Raw genomic sequence first — 23,846 nt, 5'->3', positions numbered from 1 at the left:
CTGGCCCGGCTGGCCGCTCATGGCCCCGCTGCCTTCCAGTCTCGAATCTGCTGGTGGAAGTCCTCCGCCTCCTGGGCGTCTCTGAAAGCGCGCCGGGGAACCACGTGCGCGCCGACCGCCGACGTGTAGATGAAGATGTAGTCGGCGTTGTGCTCGATTCGATCCACCCCGGCCCAGGAGGCGCGCGCCTCACCGACTGCCGTGCTCTCGGCGATCCCCTCCCGGCTCACCGTCAGCCGATGCCTGCCCACCTGACCTCGCTCCGGCTTCTCCTCCGCAATCAGTCGCCGGATGGCGCGCCGCATCAGCCGCCTCTCCAGGAACCATTGCGCCAGGGAGACGATGGGGAACGCAACCAGGATGAAGATGAAGCTCACGCGTGAGATAACGAAGCCGTCCCGGCCGATGGCGGGCAGGATCGCAAACAGGACGATCGCGGCGAGCCAGCCGAGGTAGGCCCAGCGCCGGGTGCGTCGCGCCCTGGGGGAGGTGAAGGCCGCTCGCCACTGGAAGGCGAACAGGTCGTCCCGGGTGATCTCGTAGTCGAGGGCGTAGCGGTCGCGAAGCTCGCGCTGGGGAGCCACGGGCTCTGGGTTACTTCTTTGCCATGCTGCTGTTCCAGATGTCCCGATAGATCTTCCAACCACCGCCCACCTTCCTGTAGAGCGTCGTATAGGGGCCGTGGTCCAGATGTTTGCCGTCGGTGGAGTTGGCCACCCAGCCGCCGGTCGCGAGGGCGAAGTCGCCGAAACCCACGACATCTCCCGTGGTCAAGGTGTTCTTCGCACCTTGCTTGAGATCTGCTGTAAACAGAGCCTGAATGGCGCTGGTGCCGGAGGCCGGTTCGGCTCCGGGAGCCATGACTGTGGCGTCCTTGGCGTAGAGCGCGGTGAGGGCGGCCGCGTCTCCGGCGTTGTAGGCGGTCTGCCATGCCTGGTCCATCTTCCCGATTTGGGCACGAAGGTCCGCACCGGCCTGCGCGAGCGCGGGGAGCGGCAACGCCAGGGCGAGCGTGACAAGGCCCGCTGCGATACGACGGTTCATACGGCCTCCAGTCTGTGGGAGTGGTGACTAGGCAGAATCGCTTCAGTGCGCAACGATCTTGAATACGCCGCCCTGCTGGGTGACCAGGTAGAGCTCGCCCGAGGCATCTTCGCCGAAGCTGGTCACCTGACCTCCGGGCTCGAGCGCGGGCCAATCGGTCTCCTCCACTGCCATCCCGCCTTCTATCCGGAGGCTGCGCACCCAGCCCAGGCAGTAATCGGCGTAGAAATAGGTTCCCTGCAACGAGGGAATTGCCGGGCCGCGGTAGACGTAGCCGCTCATGACGGCACATCCCTCGGAGTGAGCGTACTCCACGACGGGTAGGGTGAGCCCGGTCTGATCGCAGCCGGCCCGGACGCAATGTGTCCCTTCCATCACGCTCCAGCCGTAGTTGACACCGCGGCCGGCGCCGTCGGCGGCAGCGGCGTGATCCACTTCCTCCCAGTTGCTCTCCCCGACATCGCCGACGTAGAGATCGCCGGTGCTCGGGTCGAAGCTGAAGCGCCAGGGGTTACGGAACCCATAGCTCCAGACCTCGGGCCGGTCGCCGGAGATGCCCACGAACGGATTGTCGGGCGGAACCGTGTAGGGAGCGCCCGAGGAGACGTCGATCCGCAGGATCGAGCCGAGCAGGTCCGCCAGGGACTGGCCCCGTCCCTGATCGTGGTCGGAGCCATCGCCGAGCCCGATGTAGAGCATGCCATCGGACCCGAAGAGGAGCTGGCCTCCCTTGTGGGCGACACCCGGCTGCTCGACCCCGAGCACCAACGTCTCGCTCGCCGGGTCCGCGACATCGGGATCGGCAGACACCTGGAACGACGAGATGCGGCTGTTGCCCGATCGATCGATGTAGTAGACGATGAACCGCCCGCTCGTCGCGTAGTCGGGAGTGAAGGCGAGGCCGAGCAGGCCCAGCTCACCGCCATCGCTCATGACCTTGCTGGTTATGTCGAGGAAGGGGGTGGGCAGGACGGTGCCGCCCTTGATCACCCGGATCGCGCCGCCTTTCTCCACGATGAAGAGCCGGTCGTCGCCCATTGGTGAGGTCAGGTAGAGCGGGAAGTCGAGTCCGGAGGCGACCTGTTGAAGTCCCACAGTCACCGGACCGGGCGGACCGGGGGGACCGGGCGGGCCGGCCGGAGCAGCGACGACCGTGATCGTGAGGCTACCGCTGACGCCTTCGCTGACGGCGCGGATCTCGGCCTGACCCGGTTTGAGGCCGGTCAGGAGACCGGTGGGGGACACTGAGGCAACGGCGGTATCGGCGGTGGCCCACTCGACGGTGCGGTCCTCGAGCACGTTCCCGGCCGCGTCCTTCGCTGTCGCCGAGAGCTGCACCGTCTGCCCGGAATCGATGGTGGTCTTGGGGGCGGTGACGGTGACCGTGGCGACCACCACGGGCTCCTGGATATCTCCACCGCCGCCGCCTGGGCGATCCGAAAAACAGGCGGCAACAACCAGCACGTGGCAGAGGGCGAGCACGGTCGAACGCCGGCGCAGCGGGGGTCTCGGCACAGCGCCTCCCCTTGATCAGACGACAGCAGGACGGCCTGTCATCTGGATAATGGCGGAGGTTCCGGAGGGGCGGAAGAGGCGTATGGCTCAAACCAGACGCCGAAAAGGAGTGAAAATGCGACACGATTCCGGGGAATCGTGTCGCAAGTGCAACCCGCTGCAGCTCCGCGAGGGTCGAGCGTGCGCTACCGGACGACGATCCTCCCTGACATCATCGTGCCGTGAACCGCACAATCGTACTGGTAGGTACCCGCCGTGGTGAACGTGACCTGATACTTCTTGCCGTCGCCGCTCTGGACGGCACTGCTGGCAAAGCTGGGCGAGCCCAGCGACTCGATGCTGTGGGGGACGGCACCCGAGCTGGTCCAAGTCCAGGTGACGGTGCCGCCCACGGCGATGGTGTCCACGGCCGAGTTGGCGGAGCCGTTGTGGCCACTCTTGAAGAAGATGTTGCCGACGATGACGGCAGCCGTGGCCGGTGCCGCGCCGCCACCGGTGCTGCCCCCGGTGCTGCCGCCGGTGCTACCGCCGGTGCTACCGCCGGTCGAGCCGCCTGTCGCCCCCCCAGTGGAGCCCCCTCCGCTGTTCCCCCCCGTCGACCCACCGCCCATGCTGCCCCCGCCGCCATATCCACCGCTCCCCGACCCGCCGGCAGATGGGCCGGTGGGTGAGTAACTCCCGCAAGCCACGAGTACTGCCAGCGTGGCCGCCGCCAGAAAACGCCTGATCATAAGATCCCCCCGCCCCTGAATGTGATCTTGCCTGAGATTCGTAGGGCAAGTTTACGAGGGGGACCATGGAGGAAATATCGGCTGGAAGCTCAGGAGGATGTCGGTGTTTGGACTACAGTGCACGCACGCCCGGCTTCGCCGTGACCGACGCGAACGCCGCGCTCAGCTCGTCCATGGACTGGTAGCGCCCCGCGGGGTCGAGCGCCAGCAGCCGGTCGATTACGGTCTCCAGGTTCGCGGGGAGCTCGGGCTGCAGCGCGCGGAGGCGCAGCGGCTGGTTCTTGAGCCGGGCGAGGGTGACCTCCTGCGGGCCCTTGCCCTCGAACGGCACGCGGCCGGTGAACATCTCGAAGGCGAGCACCCCGAGCGCATACAGGTCGCTGCGCCAGTCGAGCGGCTTCCCGAGGATCTGCTCCGGGCTCATGAACTCCGGCGTGCCGATGGCGATGCCGCTCCGCGTGAGCTTGGTCAGCCCCGGCTCGTCGCGCAGGACCTTGGCCAGGCCGAAATCCAGCAGGACGGCCCGCACACCTCCCGCGGCCCGGTGGTCGGGCACCAGCATGACGTTCTCGGGCTTGAGATCGCGGTGGAGGATTTCCAGCCCGTGCGCGTGCGCGAGGCCCTGGCAGATCTGCAACAGCAGCGGGATCCCATCGCCCACCGACAGCGGACCCTGGCGCATATAGCGCAAGGCCAGCGGCTCACCCGCGAGGTACGGCATCACCAGGTAGATGGGCAGGTCAGGCGCCTCGCCCACGTCGAGGATGGGGCAGACGTTCGGGTGGTCGAGCCGCATCGCGATGGCCGCTTCGCGCCGCAGCCGCTTCACTGACTCCGCGTCGCTCATCAGCTGGGGCAGCAGGACCTTGACGGCGACCTCGCGGTCGTTTCGGAGGTCACGCGCGAGATAGACGTGCGCCATCCCGCCTTCGCCGAGCCGTCGCTCGACCCGGTAGTACGCGTCGAGCGTCTCGCCGGTGAGATCCAGGTGCAGCGGGCCACCCGGCGCGGTGGCCAGCTCGACGGCCCGATCCCGCGCGGTTGTGGTTGGGTCGCTCATCTCAACTCTTGGCTGGGGCCCCGAGAACGTAATCGCCCTTGATGTCCCAGCTCGCTGTCCCGTCCGGCCGGAACGTGCCCTTACAGGTGCCCTTCCCCTTGATGTCTTTGAGCTTACCGGTCCCACCGGTGAACTTCCAGGTGCACTCGCCGCTGGTGGGCTGGCCGCCCGTGAGCTTGCTCTCGCCCTTGAAGTGGACGAAATACTTGTCGCCGTTGGCCACGGTGCCGACGCCATAGCCTCGATCATTGGAGGCGTCGCCCGTCGCGTCCGACGAGATCGTCTCCTGCTCGTCCTTCAGGCGCTCCCCACCCAGCGTGCCCTCGGTCCAGGTACACTTGATCGAGGCGAGCGCCAGGGCGTGATGCGGGCCATCGGCAATGGGCACGGCGTAATTCTGGTCGGGCTTGGCGCACGTGATCTTGCCGGCGAAGGCGGTGGACGTTTGAGCCCCGCCGGTCGTGGCCAGCGCGACGAGCGCGCAGGCAGATAGTACCGTCGTTTTCATGGATGCCTCCGGGTGAGTCGAGCAATCTACTCACAAGATCAACGCGTGCTCCGCGACAATCAATACGCCACGCCGAAGCGCCGACCGATGTGTTGCGGGCGCTCAAGTTCATCGAGCACCGCCGCGGCGTAGTCCTCGAAGGTGATGAAGCTCTTCCCCGACGAGTCGACCAGGAGCTGGTCGCCGGTAGTGCGGTACTTGCCGGTGCGCTGGCCCGGGCCGATCTCCGCGGCGGGGCTCAGGTAGGTCCAGTCGAGTCCCGCCGCTTCGTTGCGCCACACCGCCAGCGCCTCGCGTCCCTCGCGCGCTTCGGCTTTGTAGATCTCCGGGAAGTCGGGCTGGTCGGCGAGTGCCTTGCCGGGGGCGACTTCGAGGCTGCTGGCGCCGCCCACGTAGAGCACTCGCTTAATGCCGGCCGAGCGGAGACCCGCGATGAGGGCGCGGGCGTTGGCGGCGAGTGACGGTGCGGCGAGCCCCCGTGGGTTCGGGCGCGGGGAGATGGCGCTCACCACCGCGTCGGCGCCCTTCACAAGCCGGGCGACGTCGGCGGCGCTGGTGGCATCGCCTTTCACGAGGCGCACGCTCGGGTCGGGGGGCTCAACGGCTTTGGGGTCGCGGACCACGCCAACGACCTCGTGGCCGCGGCGCAGGGCTTCTTTGGCGATGCGCTGGCCCATGTTCCCGGTAGCACCGAAGATGACGATCTTCATGACCTCACACTCCTCGCTTGCTATGAAAATATCACTCGGAGCGCGTCTCCGCCTTCGGTCCGCCCTCCCCTCTCTTGACGATCAGGGCGTTGCGTCTTAGCGTCGGCTCGCGCGGTTCGACAACTGCGCGTGTCACTCATCACCCTCCCCAGCACCGTCTCTCCGACGAGGTCGTCCATGTCACGCCTCTTGATCCCGGTTCTCGTGCTCCTTTGCATGCACGGGCCAAGGTGACCGTGAACGCGAAGGGGGTTGTCGTCTGGCTGACTCTCGCCGGCGCGGTTGGCGGCCTCGTGATATTCGGCGTGACGGTGTTCCTGACTCTGTACGGCGGCCTCTGGCGAATGGAGGCGGATGCGACCCCGTCGTGGATCGAGTCGCGCATCGCCAAGATGGCGTTGAACGCGTCTCTGGCGCGGCGGGCGCCTCACCTCGCCAACCCGTTTCCTCCGTCTGATAGCAATCTCGCCGCAGGGATGCGGATCTACCGGAACAATTGCGCGGGGTGTCACGGCGGAGCCAACAGGAAACCGGCGCCATTCGGTCTTGGCTTCTATCCTCCCGCGCCGCAGCTCGTCCTGCATCCGACGCGCCGGGAGGAGGACCAGGTCTTCTACCTCGTTCGCAACGGCATCCGGCGGACGGGCATGACGGCCTGGAGCAAGATCATGAGCGACGACGATGTCTGGAGGGTCGTTGGGTTCGTGAGTCGGATCGATTCGCTGCCAGGTCCGATCGATTCGGCATGGCGCGCTCCGCCGGCTGGGAAGCCGTGAAAGTGCGCTACGCGGTCCCCTCCACCAGCTTCCGGAACCGCGGATTGTTCCGCAGCGGATCGAAGGTCGGATCGATGCGGAGCCAACCGGGCGAGAGATAGTACGGCGTCTTGAGCATCGACTCGAGATGGTCCAGCGCCTTCTCGGGCTCGCCCACCAGCAGATAGGTCCGTACGAGCTGGAGCTGGTAGTAGGGACCGTTAGACTGATCCCGGCTCACGGGCACCATCTGCACCGCTCGTAGGCCTTCCCGCACCGCCTCGGCCTTCCGTCCGAGATAGCCCAGCGCCACTCCGAGCAGCGCATGGCGCGTGGGGTCCTTGGGCGCGGCCCGGCTCTGCTCCTCGAAAGCGATCCGCGCCGAGTCGGCGTAGATGGCCGCCTGTACCCGATCGCCCCGCAAGTAATAGAGCTGGGCGCGGACGATTCCCCAGTTCCCCCGGTCGTCGTCGAACGCGCTCGGCGGCAACTGGAGCGTCTGCCGTTGGGCGTCGTCCTCCAACACCCAGTAGAGGTCCTGATAGGTCGCGAGGTAGGCGTAGAACGCCCCGGGATCGATGTGCCGCACCGCCGCCCGAATGACCGCGCGGGCACTGTCCAGATCTCCCCGGCCCAGCTGGTTTATCACCTTCTGCCAGGGTGTCCGAGGATTGGTGGGAGCCAGCGCGAGCCCGCGGTCCGCGGCCGAATCGGCCGTGGCGTAGTGCCGGAGCATCGTATGCAGGTCGGCCAGTTGGCTGGTGATGTTGACCGACCGCGGATCCAGCACCGCGGCGTGCGCGAGGCGGGCCGCCGCGCTATCCCAGCGGCCGATACCTGGTTCGATCGCGGCGAGGCCCACGAGCAGCGCGACGTTGTCGGGGGCGAGCCGAATGCCCTCCTGATACTCCGCGAGTGCGCGAGCCAAATCGAGCGGGATGGTGCCGTAGTAGGCCCCGAAGGCCCGGTAGACCAGGGGCTCCTTCGGCTTGAGCCGCTGCGCGCGCTCTGCCGCGACCCGCGCCTGCTCCCCCAGCGCTGGGTCTGGGACACCGTTGTTATACAGGCGTGACCGTGCGTGGGACAGCCGCGCCCAGGCCACCGCAAAGGTGGAATCGAGGGCCACCGCCTGCTCGTAGTAGCCGATCGCCCGGCGCAGATTCAGCGGATCCACCACGCTCATGCCTTGCGATACCGCCTCGCCCTTCAGGAACTCGTCGTACGCGGCGAGGTTCTCGGTCGGCTTGGCCGTGAGCTGGCGCTGGGTGCTGTCGGCCAGGGCGACGCCAAGGGCGTCGGCCACCTTGGTAGCGATGTCGGCCTGCACCTGGAAGACGTCAGTAAGCGAGGCGTCGAACTGCTGACCCCAGCGGGAGCGGGCCGCCTGGCCGGGCCGCGCGTCCACCAGCTCCGGCGTCACCCGAACTCGGCTGGTGCCGCCGGCCTTCTCCCATCGCACCGTGCCGGTCAGCAGGTAGTCGGCGCCGAGCTCGTGGGCGATCTCGGTCGCCCGCTTGGCCGTGTGACGGTACTCGAGCGAGCTGCCCCGGGCGATCACCTCGAGCCCCGCGACCTGGCCAAGCTTGGTGCGCACCTCGTCGCTCACGCCGTCGGCGAAGTAGGCGTCGGCGGAATCGCCCAGATTGTCAAAGGGGAGCACCGCAACCACGCGGGTGCCGCCGGGCGATTCGTGCCCGGCCGCGCTCCGCCGCCAGGCGAACAGCAGGCCGCCGCCGATCAGGAGACCGGCGGTGAGGGCGACGGCCGCAACCGGGACGGGCCGGCGGCGGGGCACTTGTGCCGCCATGGGCCGCGGGGCCTCGGCGACGGGCGAAGGGATCGTGGTAGCGGCCGTCGCGCCGGACGAGGTGACGTGCAGCGCCTGCGCAAACTGGCCCACGGTTGCGAACCGGTCCGCCGCCACCGGCGCGAGGGCCTTCCGGATCGCCTCATCCACCGCCGGCGGCACCGTCGGCCGAACCGCCCGCACGCTCGGCGGCGGCTCGGTCAGCCGCTTGGCCGCGATCGCCTGGGCGGTGGGACCGGTGAACGGCGCCTCCCCCGCCAGCATCTCGTACAACACCGACCCCAGCGAATACAGATCGGTGCGGGGATCGAGCGAGCGATCGCCCGCCGCCTGCTCCGGGCTCATGTACGCCGGCGTCCCCACCGCGAAGCCAGTCTGCGTGAGCCCATCGTTTCCGCCGAGCGCGCGGGCGATGCCGAAATCCGCGACGAGCGTGCTCCCGTCCTGAGTGAGCAGGATGTTCTCGGGCTTGATGTCGCGGTGGACCACGCCGTGGTGGTGGGCGTAGTCGAGCGCGCGGGCGGCCTCGGTCGCGATCCGGAGTGCGTCGTCAACGGGAAGCTGGCGCTCGCGGCGGAGCCGGTCACGCAGCGACTCGCCCTCGACGAACGGCATGGTGAACCAGAGCTGGCCGGCTGTTTCCCCCGAGTCGTGCACCGTCAGGATGTGGGGATGCTGGAGCCGGGCGGCGAGTCGAATCTCGCGTTGGAACCGCTCAGGGCCGAGCGTGGCGGCGAGCTCGGGGAGGAGGATTTTCAGAGCAACCGGGCGGTCATGTCGGAGGTCTTGGGCCAGGTAGACCACGGCCATGCCGCCCCGCCCGAGCTCGCGCTCGATGACGTAGCGGTCGGCGAGTGCGTCGCGCAGGCCGTCCGGCGCGCCCATGCGGATCCCGTGGTTCGAGGAACGAACTGCCTGGTGTCGGGCCTGGAGGTAGGGATAAGTAAACCCGCGGAGACGCCGGGCGCCAGCGACGGGGCCGGCCCGGGGGGCCATCTGCCGGTCGGCGGAAACCCGGTAACATTAGAAGGACCCGAACGGCCCTGCCGGAACGGAGAGAACCATGCCGAGCGATCAGCACCGCGAGACCATGCGGCCGGGGGTGCGCATCCTGGTGAACCTGTTGGGCGATAAGTGGACCGTGCCGGTCATCGACCTGCTCTCGCCCGGGCCGCGCCGCCACGCCGAGCTCAAGCGGGGGTTGCCGGGCGTGTCGCAGCGCATGCTGACCCGCACGCTGCGCCGGCTCGAAGCGCGCGGGCTGCTCACCCGTCGAGTGTATCGCACGGTGCCGCCCGGCGTGGAATACGCGTTGACGCCGTTGGGTCGGAGTCTCACCAAGCCGCTCCAAACTCTCTGCCATTGGACCGAGCGCCATGCGGACGACCTGGACGGGACGACGGTCCGCGTCTGATCGCTCGCCCGACGGCACACAGGTGTTCCTTCTTGCTGGTCGAATGGGCTGTGTCTAGCCTAGGCAGATGTCACAGCAACTCCTCGTCGGCCTGGTAGTCAGCGCCACGGCGCTCGTGGTGATCGCCCTCTTCGCCATCATGTGGCGGGAACGGACATCGCCACGCTCGGCGTGGATCGCCATCCTGAGCGGCCTGGTACTGGCTGCGTGGGCGATCGCCGCCGGCGTTCTCGCGTCCTCCGGCTTCTACCAGCCTCCCGACACCCGGACTCCACCGCCGGTCGGGATCCAGCTGGTCGCGGCGCTGGCGGTGATGGGGGCGTGCCTCTGGCTCTCCCCGACGCTGCGCGGCCTGCTCAGAGACCAGAAGAACCTGATCCGGCTCAACGTCTGGCGGCTGGTAGGCGCGCTCTTCCTGGCTCTCATGTTCACCGGACAGCTTCCGCCCCTCTGGGCGATCCCCGCCGGCACCGGCGACGTCCTGATCGGCGCCGCCGCCTTCTGGGTCGCCGCGCGGCTCGATGCACCCGGCGGCCGGCGCCGCGCCGTGATCTTCAATCTGCTCGGGCTGCTGGACCTGGTCGTGGCCATCGGCCTGGGTATGATGACCACTCCGGGTCCGGTGCAGGTCTTCCACACGACTCCGAGCCCGGAGCTGCTGACGAGCTTTCCCCTCGGCCTGGTACCCGCATTCCTGGTTCCCCTTGCCTTCATGGTGCACTTCGTCTCCCTGTGGCAGCTGAGAGGGCATACAAGATGACGGCTCACGATCGACCCCAGAGCGCGGTGACGCGGACGGCATTAGTGACGGGCGCGACCGGCGGAATCGGGCTCGAGCTGGCGCGGCTCCTGGCCGCGGATGGTTTTCATCTGATTCTGGTGGGCCGCCGGCGGGACCTGCTGGATCGGATTGCGGCCGAGCTCGGCGAGGCACATCGGATCCGGGTTCAGGTCGAGTCCCGGGATCTCTCGACGTCCGGCGCCGCATCGAAGCTCTGGAGCGATCTGGCCTCGACGGGGGTCAGCATCGACGTGCTGGTCAACAACGCGGGTGTGGGACTCTACGGCGCACTCGAGGAGCAGGATCCGGCCGAGCTGGATCGGATGGTGCAACTGAACGTGGCGGCGCTCACCACCCTCACCCGCCTGGCGCTGCCGGGCATGCGCGAGCGCCGCTGGGGACGCATTCTCAACCTCGCGTCGGTGGTGGGGTTTCAGCCGGGCGCCCCGTATATGACGGCGTACTATGCCAGCAAGGCGTACGTCCTCTCGTTCTCGAGGGGTCTGGCGCTGGAGCTGCGGGGCAGCGGTGTCAGCGTGACGGCTCTCTCCCCCGGGCCCACCGAGACCGAGTTCGACGATCGGGCAAGAGCCGGTACGGACGTGCTCTTCAAGCGGCTCCCGAAACTCTCGGCCGCCGCCGTGGCCCGGGCCGGCTATGCCGGGATGCTGCGGGGCTCCATGGTGGTCATCCCCGGTCTCATGAGCAAGCTGTTGTCCTTCGCTGGCGAGCTGCCGCCGCGGCGCATCGCCCTGGAGGTGAATCGGGTATTGTGGACCCGGAGGTCCTAGCGCGGCCAGAGCTTCGCGAGCGCCACGAGATAGAGGTTCAGCCAGTACACATCGACACCGAAGAGGAGCCATCTGGGCGGGATCGAGCCGGTCGCCCGAATCACGGCGGCGATGGCGAAGAGCACGAGGTTGAGCAGGAAGAGCCGGCCGAAGGCTCGGTCGCCTTCGGCCGCGAATCGCTCGGGGAGCTCTGGGAAGTGGTGGTGCCGTTTCCGAGCTCTCCGCGCGGGTTGGTCCCCCAGCACCAGGCGGTTCCGGCCGAGGTCAGGCCGCAGGTGAACTGGAGTCCCCCGGCCAGGCGCTCGAACACGGTACCGGCGACGACCGACGGCGTAAGCCGATCCGTCGTGGTGCCGTCGCCGAGCTGTCCGGCTGTATTGTCGCCCCAGCACCCCATCCCCGTGGTGGTAGCGGCGCAGGTGTGGGAGTCTGGCCCATCGAGACCGCTCGCGGCGATGGCGGTATATCGGAACCCGCCGGCCACGGCTACCGGCGTCGCCGACGCGGTCGTCGTGCCGGTACCGAGCTCGCCCTCGTCATTCTTGCCCCAGCAGTACGCCGCGCCGTCGCTTGCGAGCGCGCAGGTGTGGAGCGCCTCGGCGGAGAGCGCCCGGAACAGCCGGCCACCCGCGACCCTCGTCGGCCTGTTCGACCCCAAGGGTGTCAGATTGCCGAGCTCTCCCTCGGTGTTGTCTCCCCAACACCAGGCGACGCCGTCGGTGCCCAGACCGCAGGTGTGGATCCAGCCCGCCGTGAGGAGCGAGAAGGTGAGCGGCGAGCCGCCGGTCGGGGCGGCCACGGGCACGGGCACGTGCTGTTCGACCTCCGTGGTGCCGTCGCCGAGCGCGCTGCGGCCGTTGTTGCCCCAGCACCAGGCGTGTCCGGCGGTGTCGAGCCCGCAGGTGTGCGTGGCGCCGGCGGTCAGGCTGACAAAGACCACCCCGCCGCTCACCGGCACGGGCGAGGTCCGGGCGGTGGTCGTGCCGTCGCCCAGCCGGCCCTGGTCGTTGACTCCCCAGCAGTAGGCTGCCCCGGCCGCGTCTAGGGCGCAGCGGTGGTAAAGCCCTCCCGCCACGTCGAGCCCTGGGTCGTCACGGTCAGGGTCCCCGGAGTAGCCTGCGGGATGGCGAACTGGAGCGTGGCAGGGGAGACGGCGAGGGGCGTGGGAGCCGGCTTGAGGCTCGGCTCCTCGGGCGACTCGGTGGAACAGGCGAGCGCCGCGGCGGCGGCCACGGCGGAGAGCAGCCGTGAGGGAGTGACGCTTCGAGAGGCGGACATCGTGAGGCCCTGGGTGGAATGATCAAATCAGAGCGGCCATACGACGCGGACGAAACCATCCGCGGAAATCGGCCGTCTGACTTTGGAGCGCGGGTGAACTCGCCCGCGACACAACCTGAAAGGATCAGCGCATGTTCGGCAAACTTCTGGCTCCCGTAGGAGTTACCTGCCTGTTACTCAATGCCGCCGCTGGCCTCACGACAGCGGCCGCGCAGACCGCCCAGCAGCATGCGGCGCTGGCGGCGGACAGCGCCTTCATTCAGATGGCGGGCAGCCTTGGCCTGCTGCAGGTGAAGCTGGGGAAGCTGGCGCAGGAGAAGGGCTCCAGCGAAGTCGTTCGGGATTTCGGCAAGCGGATGGTGGCCGACTATTCGAAGGCGAACGAGGAGCTCGCGGCGGGAGCGAAACAGGCTGCCTATCCCAGGCCCGTCCTGCTGATACAGCATCAGCAGATCTACAACCGTTTGTCCGGCGTGAAGCGGTCTGCCTTCGACAAGAGCTATATGGCCGAGATGATGAGCCAGCATGATGGAGCGGCCCGTCTGTTCCAGGACGAGGCCAAGGATGGGCGGGTGCAGTCGCTGAAGCAGCTCGCCTCGAGCCTGCTGCCGGTCGTGGAGCAACACGAGGCCCTGTCCACCGAGACGGCGCGCTCCGTCGGCGCGGACGTCACCGCGACGGCCTCGCAGGCGCGGCGCGAGTCATAGCGAGCCGAAAGGCCACGACGTAGTCCCCCTGCTTGCTGCCGAGCTTGCCGTGACCGCCGGCGGCGATCACGACGTACTGCGTGCCGTGGATCGCGTAGCTCATCGGCGTCGCCTGGCCGCTGGCGGGAAGCGGGTGGCTCCAGAGCTCCTTCCCGGTCTCCGAGTCGAAGGCCCTGAGGACGGGGTCGATGGCGGCGGCGGTAAACATCAGACCGCCCGCCGTCACCATCGGCCCGCCGAGGTTGATCGAGCCGGTCGTCTTCCCCGGCACCATGGTGCCGAGCGGGGTCTCCCAGCGCGTCTTCCCGGTGAAGAGATCCACGGCCGCAGTGGTGCCCCAGGGCGGCGCATTGCAGGGCGTGCGACTGGGGGAGAAGAGAAACGTGCGGTAGATGCCGTAGGGCGCCGGCTCCTGGTCGCCGAACTCGCCGAAAAGGCGGTTGTCCTGGTCTTTCATCGTCTCGGCGTGGTACTCGGCGCGCGGGATCATCCGCACCCAGGCGACCAGGCGGTTGGTGTTCGCGACCATCAGGTGGCGCTCGGGATCGTATGCGGCGCCGCCCCAGTTGACGCCGCCGACGTTGCCGGGCACCACGACCGTGCCCTTGAGGCTCGGCGGGGTGAAGATCCCTTCCGATCGTGAACGCCGGATCTTGTCGGCGCACCAGGCGGAGTCCGCGGGTGTCGGTCCCCAGGCGTCATCAGGTCCGAACCTCTCCGGCACCAGCGAGATGGTGGAGAACGGCTGGGTGGGCGAGGCCTGCTCGCCCGGCACATCGGTCGCTGGCACCGCTCGCTCTTCGATCGGCAGGAGCGGCTTGCCGGTGAGCCGGTTCAGCACGAACACGTGCCCCATCTTGGTGTTGATGACGACCGCGGGCGTGCCGTCCTTCCAGGTGAACAGCGTGGGCTGGGCGGCCACGTCGTAGTCCCACAGATCGTGGTGGACCACCTGGAAGCCCCACACCAGCTTGCCGGTGGAGGCGCGCAGCGCGACGACGCTGTTGGCCCAGCGGTCATCGCCTTTTCGGAGACCGCCGTAGTAGTCGGGCGCCGGGCTGCTGGTCGGGACGAACACCAGGTCGTGCGCTTCATCTATGGAAAGGGTGGACCAGGCGTTGCCGGCGCCGGTGGGCGGTTTGGTGCCGGCGGCCCAGGGGATCGGGTCCCAGGTCCAGCGCAGCCGTCCGGTGCGGGCGTCGAAGGCGCGGACGATACCGCGGCCGGTGCTCACCTTCCAGTTGTCCGCGATGGAGGAGCCGGTGATGACGAGATCGCGGTACACGGCGGGGGCGGAGGTCACCTGGTAGCCGCCGGTCCAGTCGGACGGGGGATCGGCCCCACGGGTGAGATCGACTGTGCCCCGAGTGCCGAAGCCGGCACAGGGACGGCCGGTCTCACCGTCGAGGGCGATGAGGCGGCCGTCCAGTGTGCCGATGAAGATTCGGAGCCGGCAGGGATGGCCCCGGCCAGCCTTCGGATCGGTCCAGGCGGCCGCGCCTCGGGAGGTGACCTCGGAGTAGTTCCGATCGAGGTTCACGCGCGGATCGTATTCCCATAGCCTCACCCCGGTGGTGGGCTCGAGCGCGATGACGTGGTTGTAGGGCGTGGTCAGCAGCAGCTTCCCCTCGGCCAGGATGGGGGTGGACTCGAAGGCCGCCTTACGGATCAGGTCGGTCTTGGCGTCGAGGGCGCCGGTGCGGTAGGTCCAGGCCGGCTCCAGCCGGGAAATGTTGGCGCGGGTGATCTGGGTGGCAGGGGAATAGCGCGTGCCGGCGGGGTCGGCGCCGTAGTTGGACCAGATCGCGTCGCGGAGCTGGGGGCGGAGAGGATGCGCGCGGGACTGAGCGAGGGCGGGGCGTGCGAGACCAACGACCAGGGTTGCCAGCGTGGCAAGGCGAACGTAATGGCGGCGGTGCATTGTCCTCAGAGACCAATGGCCAGGAGTAGAACCTTACCGAGGACGGGTAGGAGCAGGGGCACCACGTAGGCGGTGGCGAACTTGCGCAGTGTCTGGGCGTCGAACGGCCAGACTGGCAGCTCATCGATGACGGCACCAAGCTTCCTCAGCCGGTCGATGGCGGCCTCGTCCGTCGAGGTAATCTCGCCGGTTGTGATCCTTCCCCTGAGTCGCTCGAATTCCTTCCGCAGGAGACCAGCAACCTGGCTGGTCCATTCCGCCTTCGCCTGCAGCATTCCGTCCCTGAACGGCAGGAGTGGCGCCATGAATACCAAAGGACCTAGGGTAAGGTAGGCCAACGACGCCAGGAGGAGCACCAGTTGCACGGACTGGTCTCGGTCTTGGCTGAAGACCCACACCAGAATGAGGAGAACAATATTGAGACCGAGGATGGTCAGGGTGTATTGATTGCGAAGGCCGAGTCGGCCGACCGGGCGAAGGCCGCCGCACTTGTCGGGGTGAAAGGGGAGAAGCCGGAGGGGGGCCACAGCAACCAAAGCTCGGAGGAAGCTCGAGATGGTCACGCACCGCCAAACGTAGATGATGACCATAGCGTAGAGCAGGCTTATACCAAATGCGTACGAGTAGCTCACTAATCCAACGCCGGAAACGGGCACAATCCACGTCTTGCCGGCAGTCCCCCTGTATGCGAGAAGCGTAGCCAAACCCAGGCAGAGGCCGGCAGTGATGCCTGCCAGTTGACTGACGATATTCGCCTTGCGGAACTTGCGCTCCCAGCTCTCAGTGAGCGTTTTCGCATCCCCGTCGGCAACGTCAACTATACCATCGCGCTGGATTTGTCTTAACGAGGCTGCAAGAACAAGCTCGTCGGAAAGGAACAGCACGAAGAGTGTGGGAAGGGAGATCAAGAGTCCGTAGGCAAGCCCCCAGTCATGAAGCAATGTTAACCGTGCAGCATGGTTGGCCCGCCAGAGAGGAACTCCTGAGATCACGGCTGCGAAGAGCACGGGCAGATAGGCGGCAGCGGCCAACACCACGTATGCGACAACCAGGGAAGTCTGACCGGAGCCACGGACACGGTAACCCACCAGCCAGTGGAGGAAGGAGCCGGTCTTGGTATCCGGACACAACGACGGGCCTGACTGGGGCGACATTGGCTACAGAACCTACCCGACGTTCGAGTCCGGACAAGAGCCAGCTCACCGCGCCCCGTCCGCGAGTTTGGCGACGAAGCCCCACCCGCCGCCCAGCTCGCTCAGCGCCAGCACCAGCTCGTTGGGCCCCTTCCGGAGCGGAAGGTACAGCGCGTCGTCGTCCGCGCTCACGATGCCCAGAAACCCCGGGTCGCGAAAGCCCTGGGCGCTGCGGCCGCGGTAGAGAATGCGGCCGTTGAGGAACACGCTGACCTCGTCGCTGTAGCCGAGGTACAGCTTCCGCACCTCGTCCCGCTCGGCCGGAATGGAGGTCCGCGCGTAGATCAGCTTGGTGCCGGGCTGGGGCGTGAGCCGGGTGGACCAGTCGGTCTGGAAGGTGACGTGCGGGTGGGGCGCCATGCGATAGCGGTAGATGGCGACGATGCCCGGCGGTTCGGCCTCCACCTCCTGCCACCGGATCGCCGCCCGATCCGTCGCGGAGAGCGGACGCTCGGGATCGCGCTGGAGCGCGTCGTAGGTGGGCGAGAGACTCCAGCGCACCAGCGTGCCGGGAGGCATCGGCGGCAGGTGCCGTTCCCAGGACGCGTCGGGCGTGGAACGGATCTCGACGTTGGAGAAGCAGGTGGCGCCGATCAGATCGGCGAGGGCCACCTCGCCCCGCTCGCGGCCGCTCTTGAGGTCGGACATATCGAGCGCGGGCTTGGTCGTGTCCTGCACGTAGAGCCGGGCCGCGGCGCCGGCGATCGCGAGCCGGACATGGAACCAGGTGTCCCGCGGGATGTCCACCGCGCCGGTGAACCCGGGCCCGCTGTAGAGCTGCCAGTTGAGCCCGGTGTTGAGCACCGGCGTGTACTGCATGGCGTCGGGCAGGCCGGACTTGTGCTGCCGCAGGTAGACGAACTCCCCACTCACGCTGTCAGTCCGGAACTGGATCCCGAAGAAGCCGCGGGTGGCGGGGGTCGCGACATCCAGGTCGATCACGCCGTCCCGGAGCTCGAGGTCCTTGATCGTCGCCGCGCCGCCGTCGAGCATGACGCATCGGCGGCCCAAGTACTCGGCGACGCCCGCGCGGCCCTCGAAGGTCCAGCGCGAGGAGTCGGGGGGCACCGCGAGGGACCCTGCCGACTGAGCGGCGGCGGCCAGCGGCGCGAGGAGGGTTCCGGCGATGAACAGCCGCGTGAGGCGGTGCGGACGAGCGCGAACCGACGGGGACGCGATGGCGCCGGGCACGGAAGCTCCTGAGAGTGGGAACTCCAGGCCCTACGCCGGGCGAGGGAGCGGGGTTTCGGGCAGCACCATGGCCGCGCTTGTAAAGCACTGCCGAAGCCGGTAATGTCACGTTATCTCACTCCGACAAGAACCACGCGACAGCCAGGTCGCACCCCCTTCGAGCACGGTCAATCCGGCTCAGACCGAGAAGTCATATGCCCTCCCAGAGTGGCGTTGCAACCTCCGACACCCTGCCTCCCGCGGTCCGCGTGCACGTCGTCGGCGCAGGCCCCGTGGGTCTCATGGTGGCGGCCCTGTTCCAATCGATTGAGGGGTTCTCCGTCCACCTCTATGAAAAGCGACCCGAGTACACCCGGACCCGGATGGTTCAGGTCGCCTCGTACCTGGTGGCCGATTCGGTCGCGAGCTACTGCACCGATTACATCGATAGCGGGAGTGTCGCGGCCATCTTCGATGCCGTGGAGCTCCAGGAGAGCCTCGCGTTTCGGCAGTCCATCGCGCCGGACTTGATGGGGCTGCTCCGCGGCTGGGTAGTTGGATTCTGCCCGCTCAAGGCCATCGAGCGCTCCCTCAGCGATCTGATCGATGCGCGCCGGTCAAATCCGGTGCAGCGCACCGCGGGCGCCGTCACGCCCCAGGACGCGATGGCGATGCTCCAGCCAGGCGACGTCCTGGTCGACTGCACGGGGACCAACTCGCTGCTGCGGGATCAGCTGGTGCCCGGCGCCGCAGCCGGGGATCGCGACGCGAATACGTTCAGGATACGGCTCGAGCACGCACTCGTGGTCACCTTCCTGTACGGCCGCGCCTACGACTGCAACGAGTACTGCAAGTACTACAAGAACATCGACAGCCCGTACTACAAGTTCATTCCGGCGGTCAACCGCACGTTCTACGACGGCAGCATCAGCCACGTGACGGGCGTCGTCAACATCTCCGCCGACGAGTTCGAGCATATGCCCTCACGCTTCGACGGCCAGTGGCTGCGCACCAACTTCCCCCATGTCGCCCAGTCGATGGACCGCTTCATCAGCAAGGTCGACCGGGAGACCGGCGGCGAGATGGTCGGCGACCTGGAGATCGTCCGGATCCCGTTGGACGTGTACCGGGCTCGCCATGCCACCAGCCGGCAGTGGCGCCGGGCGGTGACCGCCGACAACCCCTTCGCCCGTTCGCCGGTGTTCCTGGTCGGCGATTCGGCCCTGGGGTCGCCCTACTTTCAGTCGATTTCGCTGGGCTTCGAGTGCGCGATGTTCCTGGCGGGGCTGCTGGCGCAGCGCGACCTCCCGCTGCGCGACATCCTCGACCACTACGAGCTGCACGTCTACAAGCAATGGCTAAGGGTGTACATGCGCAGCAGGATGATCAAACACAACAAGGACGTGTTCGAGTCCGTGGGTGACAACTTCGCGGTCCTGGAGAAGCTACACATCTATTGAAGGGGCGGATGCCCGGGCGCTCAGCGAAGCGCGGGCCGCTCCTTGGTCTCCCAGGGTGCGGACTTTCCCCCATCCTTGGGCGGCTGGAGCGTCGCCTGGCCCGGCCTCCAATTGGCCGGGCACAACTCCCCGCACTGGAGGCCCGCGAGTACTCGCAGCACTTCCCCGGTGTTCCGGCCCACGCTCAAGTCGTTCACGCAGAGCCACCGAATCTTCCGCTCCGCGTCGAGCAGGTAGGTCGCCCGAAGCGGAACCTGTTCGATCGGATCTATAATGCCGAGCTCGCCGGCGACCTCCTTGCGATCGTCCGCCAGCATCGGGAACTGGATGTTGCGAAGGTCCGGGTTCTCCTTGCGCCACGCGAGATGGGCGACGTGGGTATCGCCACTGACGCCGAACACCCTCGCGCCGAGGGCGCGGAACTCCCGGAGCGCGCGGTTGAACTCGATGAGCTCGGTCGGGCAGACGAAGGTGAAGTCGAGGGGCCAGAAGAAGATCGCGACCCAGGTTCCCTCCAAGTCGTGCGCATTGATGACGCGGAATTCCGATCCCGGCTCGACCGAGACGCACGCCTGCATGGAGAACTCCGGGAACCGCTCGCCCAGGCCGAGTAGTCGGGCCATCATTACGCTCCTATCTGTGCGTCCATGGACACTGGAAAGATGGTCGTGCATCCCGCGTCCTGCCAGACCGCGGGAACCAGCGATGGGCCCCAGGTAGCGTGCCGGATAGCCGCCGGGCCATCGGGACCTGCACGGTGCATTAGGTGTTCTGAGGCGTCCTGTCCCAGTGACCTGCATCCCCGCGGTCTGCAACGTTCCCTTCTAAGGTTGAGCCCGGTACGCCGAGTCTTCGGCGGTCGAGCACCGGCGGAGGTGCGAGCTTTCTCCTGAAGGGGGCGCCATGCTGCAGCGACAAGACCCGGAATGGGTGATCTGGCCGATCGCGTGGAGTGCCGTCTGGGTCGGCGCGCTGACGGCGCTGGCCGTGGGCCTGCTGATCGGCCTGATCGGAGTCGCGCTCGGCGCCAACGAGGCGGCCCAGTATGTGGACTGGAAGAAGCTGCACCTGATCGGGCTCATCTTCTCGGTCGGCGGCGCCTTCTTCGGCTACGTGGCGGGCGGATGGGCGGCCGCGCGGATCGCGGGGCGGGTCCGCTCGGAGCCCGCCATTCTCCACGGCGCCATCGTCTGGCTGGTGACGATCCCGGTGCTGCTCCTGCTTGGCGCCCTTGGCAGTGCTGGCCACATCGGCGGCTGGTACGGCGGCCTCTCCGCGATCGCCGCGGGGGCGACCCCGCTCTCCGACGCGGACATGGCGGTCGCGGTCCGCAACAACGCGCTGGCCACGGCGGTTGCTCTCCTTATTGGCCTCATCGGCGCGGTGCTGGGCGGTTGGATGGCGTCCGGCGAGCCGATGACCTTCACCCACCACCGCACGCGCGATCGCGCGGCGGCCTGACCGACCGCTGAGGCGGAAAGGAGCCTACCGTGGCGCTCATTCTACTGTGGCTGCTCGGAGTGCCGGGCGTGATCATCCTGCTGCTGTTCCTGTTCGGGATCGGCCACTAGCTCGCCTTTGCACGCACCCGCTCAACGGCCGCCCTCGACCTCGACATAGATATCGATGGGCTCGAGGACGGTATGCCGAGATTTGGCCTTCTCCGTGTCGGGGTGGCTGAGCACCGCCTCGAGCTTCTGGAGATCGGCATTCTCCCAGGCCAGCGCGATCTTGTTCTCTTTCGGGTGACGATAGATGCGATACGCGCTACAGAACTGCTTGAAGATCTCCGCGCGCTCTTTTCCCCCCGCGAGCCAGGTATCCATGTTGCCCACCGCGTGCGTGGCGATCACTCTCGGCATTTGAAGCTCCTCTCATGAAGTCATTTGGATGGTACGACCATCAACATGCCCCGACGTTAACGACCGTCCCAGGAGTGGCTCGGTACGCCTCCACTCGTCTCCAGGAAGGTGGCGCGCTGGCGCAGACCTGGTAGAAGTCATAGTCCCCGATGGCGCGATCGCCAGCGGGATTCAGGGTGGTAGGCCCGGTCGCTCCGGTGTAGGTGCCGGCCTGGCGGAGCAATTCCGCCCGGTACTCCTCGATCGATCCCAGGCCGACCTCCGCGTAGGCGAGGGTCGCCACGTGCAGCGCGTCGTATGCGGCGAGCGTGAACGCGTCGGGCGAGAGACCGCTTCTGGCCTGGATGGCGCCGATCAGTTCGGCATCCTGCTGGAGCAGTTCATCGTCCAGACCGTACGTCGGCGCCCTGAACGCCGTCGACGCGGCAAACCCGGCGGCGGCGGGATCGGCCACCACCGCGGCGCTCTGCACCGTCCCGTCTCCGCCGTACCACTGGACCTGGGACAAGGTGGGATCCTGGCTCGCCTGCGCGAAGATCGCGGCGCTCTCCTCGAACGCGGCCAGGTAGACGGCCACGGTTGCGGCGCCGTTCTGGGCCACCGCATCGCCGACCTGCGATCGGATCGCCTCGAGCTGCGCGGAGAAATCGGTCGTCGCCGGCGGGTAGTGGGCGCCTGCGGTCACCGTGCCGCCCTGCTCCGGGAACAACCGCTCCACCGCATCGTGGAGACCCTGGTTGCCGGCGTCCTCGCGCCACAGCGGCACGACGGTCTGGATTCCATCTCCGCCGAGGAGCGCGACCATCGCCTGCCCTTCCTGGGAGTCGTCCGGCACCAGCCGGAACACGTTGTCATCCGCGATGGAAAGGGCGGACGCCGTGCTGCCCTGGCTCATGAGGACCACGCCGGCGCTATCGGCGAACGGCTTCAGCGCGCCGACCTCGGAGCTGGACTGGGGCCCGATGAAGATTCGCACACCCTCTCCCGCCAGCGCTCTGAGACGGTCCAGCGCGAGCGTCGGGTCGAGTCCGGTGTCCTCGACCCGCACGCTGACCCGGGTCGGCGAGCCTTGGCTGCTGAGCTGGGCGTTGAGGTCGTCGGCCGCGAGCTGGAGCGCGGCCTCGCTGGTCCGGCCGAGCGTCTGACCCGGGCCCGTCAGCGACAGCAGAGCTCCGACGACGAGCTGGTTGGAGCCGGCGCCTGGTCCCGAAGAGTCGTCACCGCATGCTGCCAGGCCCAGCGCCAACGCCAGAACGACCAGCCGCCTCATATGCCCTCCGTCCGGGGAAACCGATGCGCGCCTCGGCGCGTTTCTCAAGCGGTCGCTGGATGCGCCGCCCCGGCCGCTTCCACGATCAGCCGGGCCACGGCCTCGGGCTGCGACACGTAGACGGAATGGCTGGCGGCCGACTCGGCGACGGTGGCGCCGGCCCGCTCGGCCATCACCCGCTGGGCGGGAGGTGGGATCATCCGATCGTCCCGGGTCACGAGGTACCAACTCGGCTTCGTCTTCCACGCCGGCTGGGTGATGGCGCCCTGCAGGGCCTCTACCCCCCAGGGGAGTTGCGCATCCGCCATGAATGCGGCCAGCTCCGGCTCGACATCGGCGGCGAACGCGGCGGCGAACTTCTCCCGGTCCAGCAGCAAGAAGCCGTCGCGCGGCGGCAAGATGGGCGGGACCGGCGCGCCCGGCGGCGGATCGGCGATGAGCGAACCCACCGACTCCCCTGCGTCCGGCGCGAAGGCCGCGATGTACACCAGCGCGGCCACCTTGGGATCGGTGCCCGCCTCCGTAATGACTGCGCCGCCGTACGAGTGCCCCACGAGCACGGCCGGACCGTCCTGCGCCGCCAGGACGGCCCGGACGGCCCGGACGTCATCGGTCAGGGACGTCGTGGGGTGCTGGGTGATGGTGACGTTGTAGCCCTGCCGCCGGAGCGAGCGATAGACGCCCTCCCACCCCGATCCGTCCACGAACCCGCCGTGCACCAGCACGACATTCCGAATGTCTCCCGCCGTCTGCTCGAACATGGTGCGCCCCTTTCGCCTTCGTCTCTAGAGTTCGACCGTTTCGTCACGGCCCTACTTTACCTACCGGCGCCTGTGAACACAAATCCAGAGATCTCACATACTGCTGAGTTTGCTGAACTATGGATTTCCCTCTGGCACGCGCTCGACACAACAGTAAGCACGGCTGGGCAGACGGCTGGCTGGTGCAGTGGGCGGAGGCCATATTTGGCTCACCCCCAGTTCCCCTCGGGGATGGACCCGCATCCTCGACCCGGACCAAACCATGATCGTTCAGAAGAGTCCGCCCCTGTGCCTCAGTCGCAGGGCTCCCCAGACGCGGCACAGTGATCGACACCTCTAGGCTCATTGCGGGCCTCGCCGACCGCTACCACATCGAGCGGGAGCTGGGCCAGGGCGGTATGGCCACGGTGTACCTCGCCGAGGATCTGAAGCACCACCGCAAGGTGGCGCTCAAGGTCCTCCGCCCCGAGCTCGCGGTTACCATGGGCCCCGAGCGCTTTGCTCGGGAGATCGAAGTCGCCGCCCGGCTGCAGCATCCTCACATCCTCGGCTTGCTCGACTCGGGCGTGATCACCGAGGGGCAAGGGCCGGCACTGCCCTACTACGTGATGCCCTTCGTCGAGGGCGAAACGCTCCGCGAGCGACTCGCCCGAACCGGGCCGTTGGCGGTGCCCGAGGTTGTTCGGTTGACCGGTGAGATCGCCGATGCATTGGCCAAGGCCCACAGGACGGGGGTGGTGCATCGCGACATCAAGCCGGAGAACATCCTTCTCGCCGATGGCCACGCTCTGGTCATGGATTTCGGCGTCGCCAAGGCGGTGAGCGACGCGACCAGCCGGCACCACCTCACAACCGCCGGCGTCTCGCTCGGCACGCCGGCCTACATGGCGCCGGAGCAGGTCGTCGCCGATCCGCAGATCGACCATCGGGCCGATCTCTACGCCCTGGGGCTTGTCGCATACGAAATGCTCGTGGGTGGGTCGCCGTACGGGGCCACCACGCCGCAGCAGCAGATGGCGGCGCACGTCACGCAGACGCCGGCCCCGATCCAGCTCAAACGCCCGGACTGCCCGCGCGCGCTGGACGCGTTGATCATGCGGTGTTTGCT

25 protein-coding genes are annotated in these 23,846 nt (G+C 67.8%); 8 read left to right on the top strand and 17 right to left on the bottom strand.

The window, feature by feature from the left end:
* Positions 1-17 precede the first annotated feature (17 nt).
* The 7 genes from VHR41_02855 to VHR41_02825 form a co-directional block, all read right to left on the bottom strand.
* Positions 18-584, bottom strand: coding sequence for a YcxB family protein (locus VHR41_02855; protein HEX3233109.1), 567 nt, complete (start codon positions 582-584; stop codon positions 18-20).
* Between the two features lie 10 nt (positions 585-594).
* A complete protein-coding gene (locus VHR41_02850; GenBank protein HEX3233108.1) occupies positions 595-1,044 on the bottom strand; it encodes a DUF4440 domain-containing protein in 450 nt (149 codons plus the stop codon).
* 42 nt (positions 1,045-1,086) lie between these two features.
* The gene (locus VHR41_02845; GenBank protein HEX3233107.1) at positions 1,087-2,559 is read right to left on the bottom strand and encodes a PQQ-dependent sugar dehydrogenase; all 1,473 of its coding nucleotides are present in this window, start codon (positions 2,557-2,559) and stop codon (positions 1,087-1,089) included.
* 185 nt (positions 2,560-2,744) lie between these two features.
* Positions 2,745-3,170 (bottom strand): plastocyanin/azurin family copper-binding protein, encoded by a 426-nt coding sequence (locus VHR41_02840; GenBank protein ID HEX3233106.1) that lies wholly within the window; start codon positions 3,168-3,170, stop codon positions 2,745-2,747.
* Between the two features lie 232 nt (positions 3,171-3,402).
* Positions 3,403-4,350, bottom strand: a complete 948-nt coding sequence (locus tag VHR41_02835; protein ID HEX3233105.1) for a serine/threonine-protein kinase — start codon at positions 4,348-4,350, stop codon at positions 3,403-3,405.
* Position 4,351: 1 nt separating this feature from the next.
* Positions 4,352-4,858, bottom strand: coding sequence for a hypothetical protein (locus VHR41_02830; protein HEX3233104.1), 507 nt, complete (start codon positions 4,856-4,858; stop codon positions 4,352-4,354).
* A 59-nt stretch (positions 4,859-4,917) separates the two neighbouring features.
* Positions 4,918-5,568 (bottom strand): NAD(P)-dependent oxidoreductase, encoded by a 651-nt coding sequence (locus tag VHR41_02825; protein HEX3233103.1) that lies wholly within the window; start codon positions 5,566-5,568, stop codon positions 4,918-4,920.
* A gap of 236 nt (positions 5,569-5,804) precedes the next feature.
* Between VHR41_02825 and VHR41_02820 the strand changes: the two genes are divergently transcribed.
* Entirely contained in the window at positions 5,805-6,344 is a 540-nt protein-coding gene (locus tag VHR41_02820; GenBank protein HEX3233102.1) for a cytochrome c, read from the top strand.
* Positions 6,345-6,351: 7 nt separating this feature from the next.
* On the opposite strand, the gene VHR41_02815 is transcribed toward VHR41_02820, so the two are convergent.
* Positions 6,352-9,015 (bottom strand): protein kinase, encoded by a 2,664-nt coding sequence (locus VHR41_02815; GenBank protein HEX3233101.1) that lies wholly within the window; start codon positions 9,013-9,015, stop codon positions 6,352-6,354.
* Between the two features lie 178 nt (positions 9,016-9,193).
* Between VHR41_02815 and VHR41_02810 the strand changes: the two genes are divergently transcribed.
* The 3 genes from VHR41_02810 (at position 9,194) to VHR41_02800 (ending at position 11,116) form a co-directional block, all read left to right on the top strand.
* The gene (locus VHR41_02810) at positions 9,194-9,544 is read left to right on the top strand and encodes a helix-turn-helix domain-containing protein (protein ID HEX3233100.1); all 351 of its coding nucleotides are present in this window, start codon (positions 9,194-9,196) and stop codon (positions 9,542-9,544) included.
* A gap of 67 nt (positions 9,545-9,611) precedes the next feature.
* Positions 9,612-10,304, top strand: a complete 693-nt coding sequence (locus VHR41_02805; protein HEX3233099.1) for a hypothetical protein — start codon at positions 9,612-9,614, stop codon at positions 10,302-10,304.
* Between the two features lie 44 nt (positions 10,305-10,348).
* On the top strand, positions 10,349-11,116 hold the full coding sequence (locus VHR41_02800; GenBank protein ID HEX3233098.1) for an SDR family oxidoreductase: 768 nt from the start codon (positions 10,349-10,351) through the stop codon (positions 11,114-11,116).
* A 100-nt stretch (positions 11,117-11,216) separates the two neighbouring features.
* On the opposite strand, the gene VHR41_02795 is transcribed toward VHR41_02800, so the two are convergent.
* Both VHR41_02795 and VHR41_02790 read right to left on the bottom strand, forming a co-directional pair.
* Positions 11,217-12,191, bottom strand: a complete 975-nt coding sequence (locus VHR41_02795; GenBank protein ID HEX3233097.1) for a hypothetical protein — start codon at positions 12,189-12,191, stop codon at positions 11,217-11,219.
* Positions 12,158-12,394 (bottom strand): hypothetical protein, encoded by a 237-nt coding sequence (locus VHR41_02790; GenBank protein ID HEX3233096.1) that lies wholly within the window; start codon positions 12,392-12,394, stop codon positions 12,158-12,160. Before VHR41_02790 ends, VHR41_02795 begins: the two co-directional genes overlap by 34 nt.
* Before the next feature lie 131 nt (positions 12,395-12,525).
* On the opposite strand from VHR41_02790, the gene VHR41_02785 reads away from it, so the two are divergent.
* Positions 12,526-13,101 carry a DUF4142 domain-containing protein gene (locus tag VHR41_02785; protein HEX3233095.1) on the top strand — a complete coding sequence of 192 codons (576 nt, stop codon included), beginning with the start codon at positions 12,526-12,528 and terminating at the stop codon, positions 13,099-13,101.
* Here the strand turns inward: VHR41_02785 and VHR41_02780 are convergent.
* The 3 genes from VHR41_02780 to VHR41_02770 form a co-directional block, all read right to left on the bottom strand.
* Positions 13,064-15,022, bottom strand: coding sequence for a pyrroloquinoline quinone-dependent dehydrogenase (locus VHR41_02780; GenBank protein ID HEX3233094.1), 1,959 nt, complete (start codon positions 15,020-15,022; stop codon positions 13,064-13,066). The genes VHR41_02785 and VHR41_02780 overlap by 38 nt on opposite strands.
* Before the next feature lie 5 nt (positions 15,023-15,027).
* Complete coding sequence (locus VHR41_02775; GenBank protein HEX3233093.1) at positions 15,028-16,053, bottom strand: hypothetical protein; 1,026 nt, start codon at positions 16,051-16,053, stop codon at positions 15,028-15,030.
* A 168-nt stretch (positions 16,054-16,221) separates the two neighbouring features.
* Entirely contained in the window at positions 16,222-17,406 is a 1,185-nt protein-coding gene (locus VHR41_02770) for a hypothetical protein (protein HEX3233092.1), read from the bottom strand.
* Between the two features lie 194 nt (positions 17,407-17,600).
* Between VHR41_02770 and VHR41_02765 the strand changes: the two genes are divergently transcribed.
* Positions 17,601-18,845: a hypothetical protein gene (locus VHR41_02765; protein HEX3233091.1), complete on the top strand. Its 1,245-nt coding sequence runs from the start codon at positions 17,601-17,603 to the stop codon at positions 18,843-18,845.
* A 20-nt stretch (positions 18,846-18,865) separates the two neighbouring features.
* Here the strand turns inward: VHR41_02765 and VHR41_02760 are convergent, their stop codons facing one another.
* The gene (locus tag VHR41_02760) at positions 18,866-19,468 is read right to left on the bottom strand and encodes a peroxiredoxin (protein ID HEX3233090.1); all 603 of its coding nucleotides are present in this window, start codon (positions 19,466-19,468) and stop codon (positions 18,866-18,868) included.
* A 280-nt stretch (positions 19,469-19,748) separates the two neighbouring features.
* On the opposite strand from VHR41_02760, the gene VHR41_02755 reads away from it, so the two are divergent.
* Entirely contained in the window at positions 19,749-20,306 is a 558-nt protein-coding gene (locus VHR41_02755; protein HEX3233089.1) for a hypothetical protein, read from the top strand.
* Positions 20,307-20,437: 131 nt separating this feature from the next.
* Here VHR41_02755 and VHR41_02750 read toward each other — a convergent pair whose 3' ends face one another.
* The 3 genes from VHR41_02750 to VHR41_02740 are packed head-to-tail and all read right to left on the bottom strand — an operon-like array spanning position 20,438 to position 22,738.
* Positions 20,438-20,707, bottom strand: coding sequence for a hypothetical protein (locus VHR41_02750; GenBank protein HEX3233088.1), 270 nt, complete (start codon positions 20,705-20,707; stop codon positions 20,438-20,440).
* Between the two features lie 40 nt (positions 20,708-20,747).
* On the bottom strand, positions 20,748-21,977 hold the full coding sequence (locus VHR41_02745) for an ABC transporter substrate-binding protein (GenBank protein HEX3233087.1): 1,230 nt from the start codon (positions 21,975-21,977) through the stop codon (positions 20,748-20,750).
* Between the two features lie 44 nt (positions 21,978-22,021).
* On the bottom strand, positions 22,022-22,738 hold the full coding sequence (locus VHR41_02740; protein HEX3233086.1) for an alpha/beta hydrolase: 717 nt from the start codon (positions 22,736-22,738) through the stop codon (positions 22,022-22,024).
* Between the two features lie 323 nt (positions 22,739-23,061).
* On the opposite strand from VHR41_02740, the gene VHR41_02735 reads away from it, so the two are divergent.
* Positions 23,062-23,846, top strand: a 785-nt coding sequence (locus tag VHR41_02735; GenBank protein HEX3233085.1) for a serine/threonine-protein kinase, incomplete at its 3' end; no start/stop codon positions are given.

The organism is Gemmatimonadales bacterium (assembly GCA_036265815.1).
In the GTDB taxonomy this organism is placed as follows: Bacteria; Gemmatimonadota; Gemmatimonadetes; order Gemmatimonadales; family GWC2-71-9; genus CAVVWJ01.
Note: the sequence above shows the minus strand (reverse complement) of the source record. Positions and strands in the feature narration are given on the sequence as shown.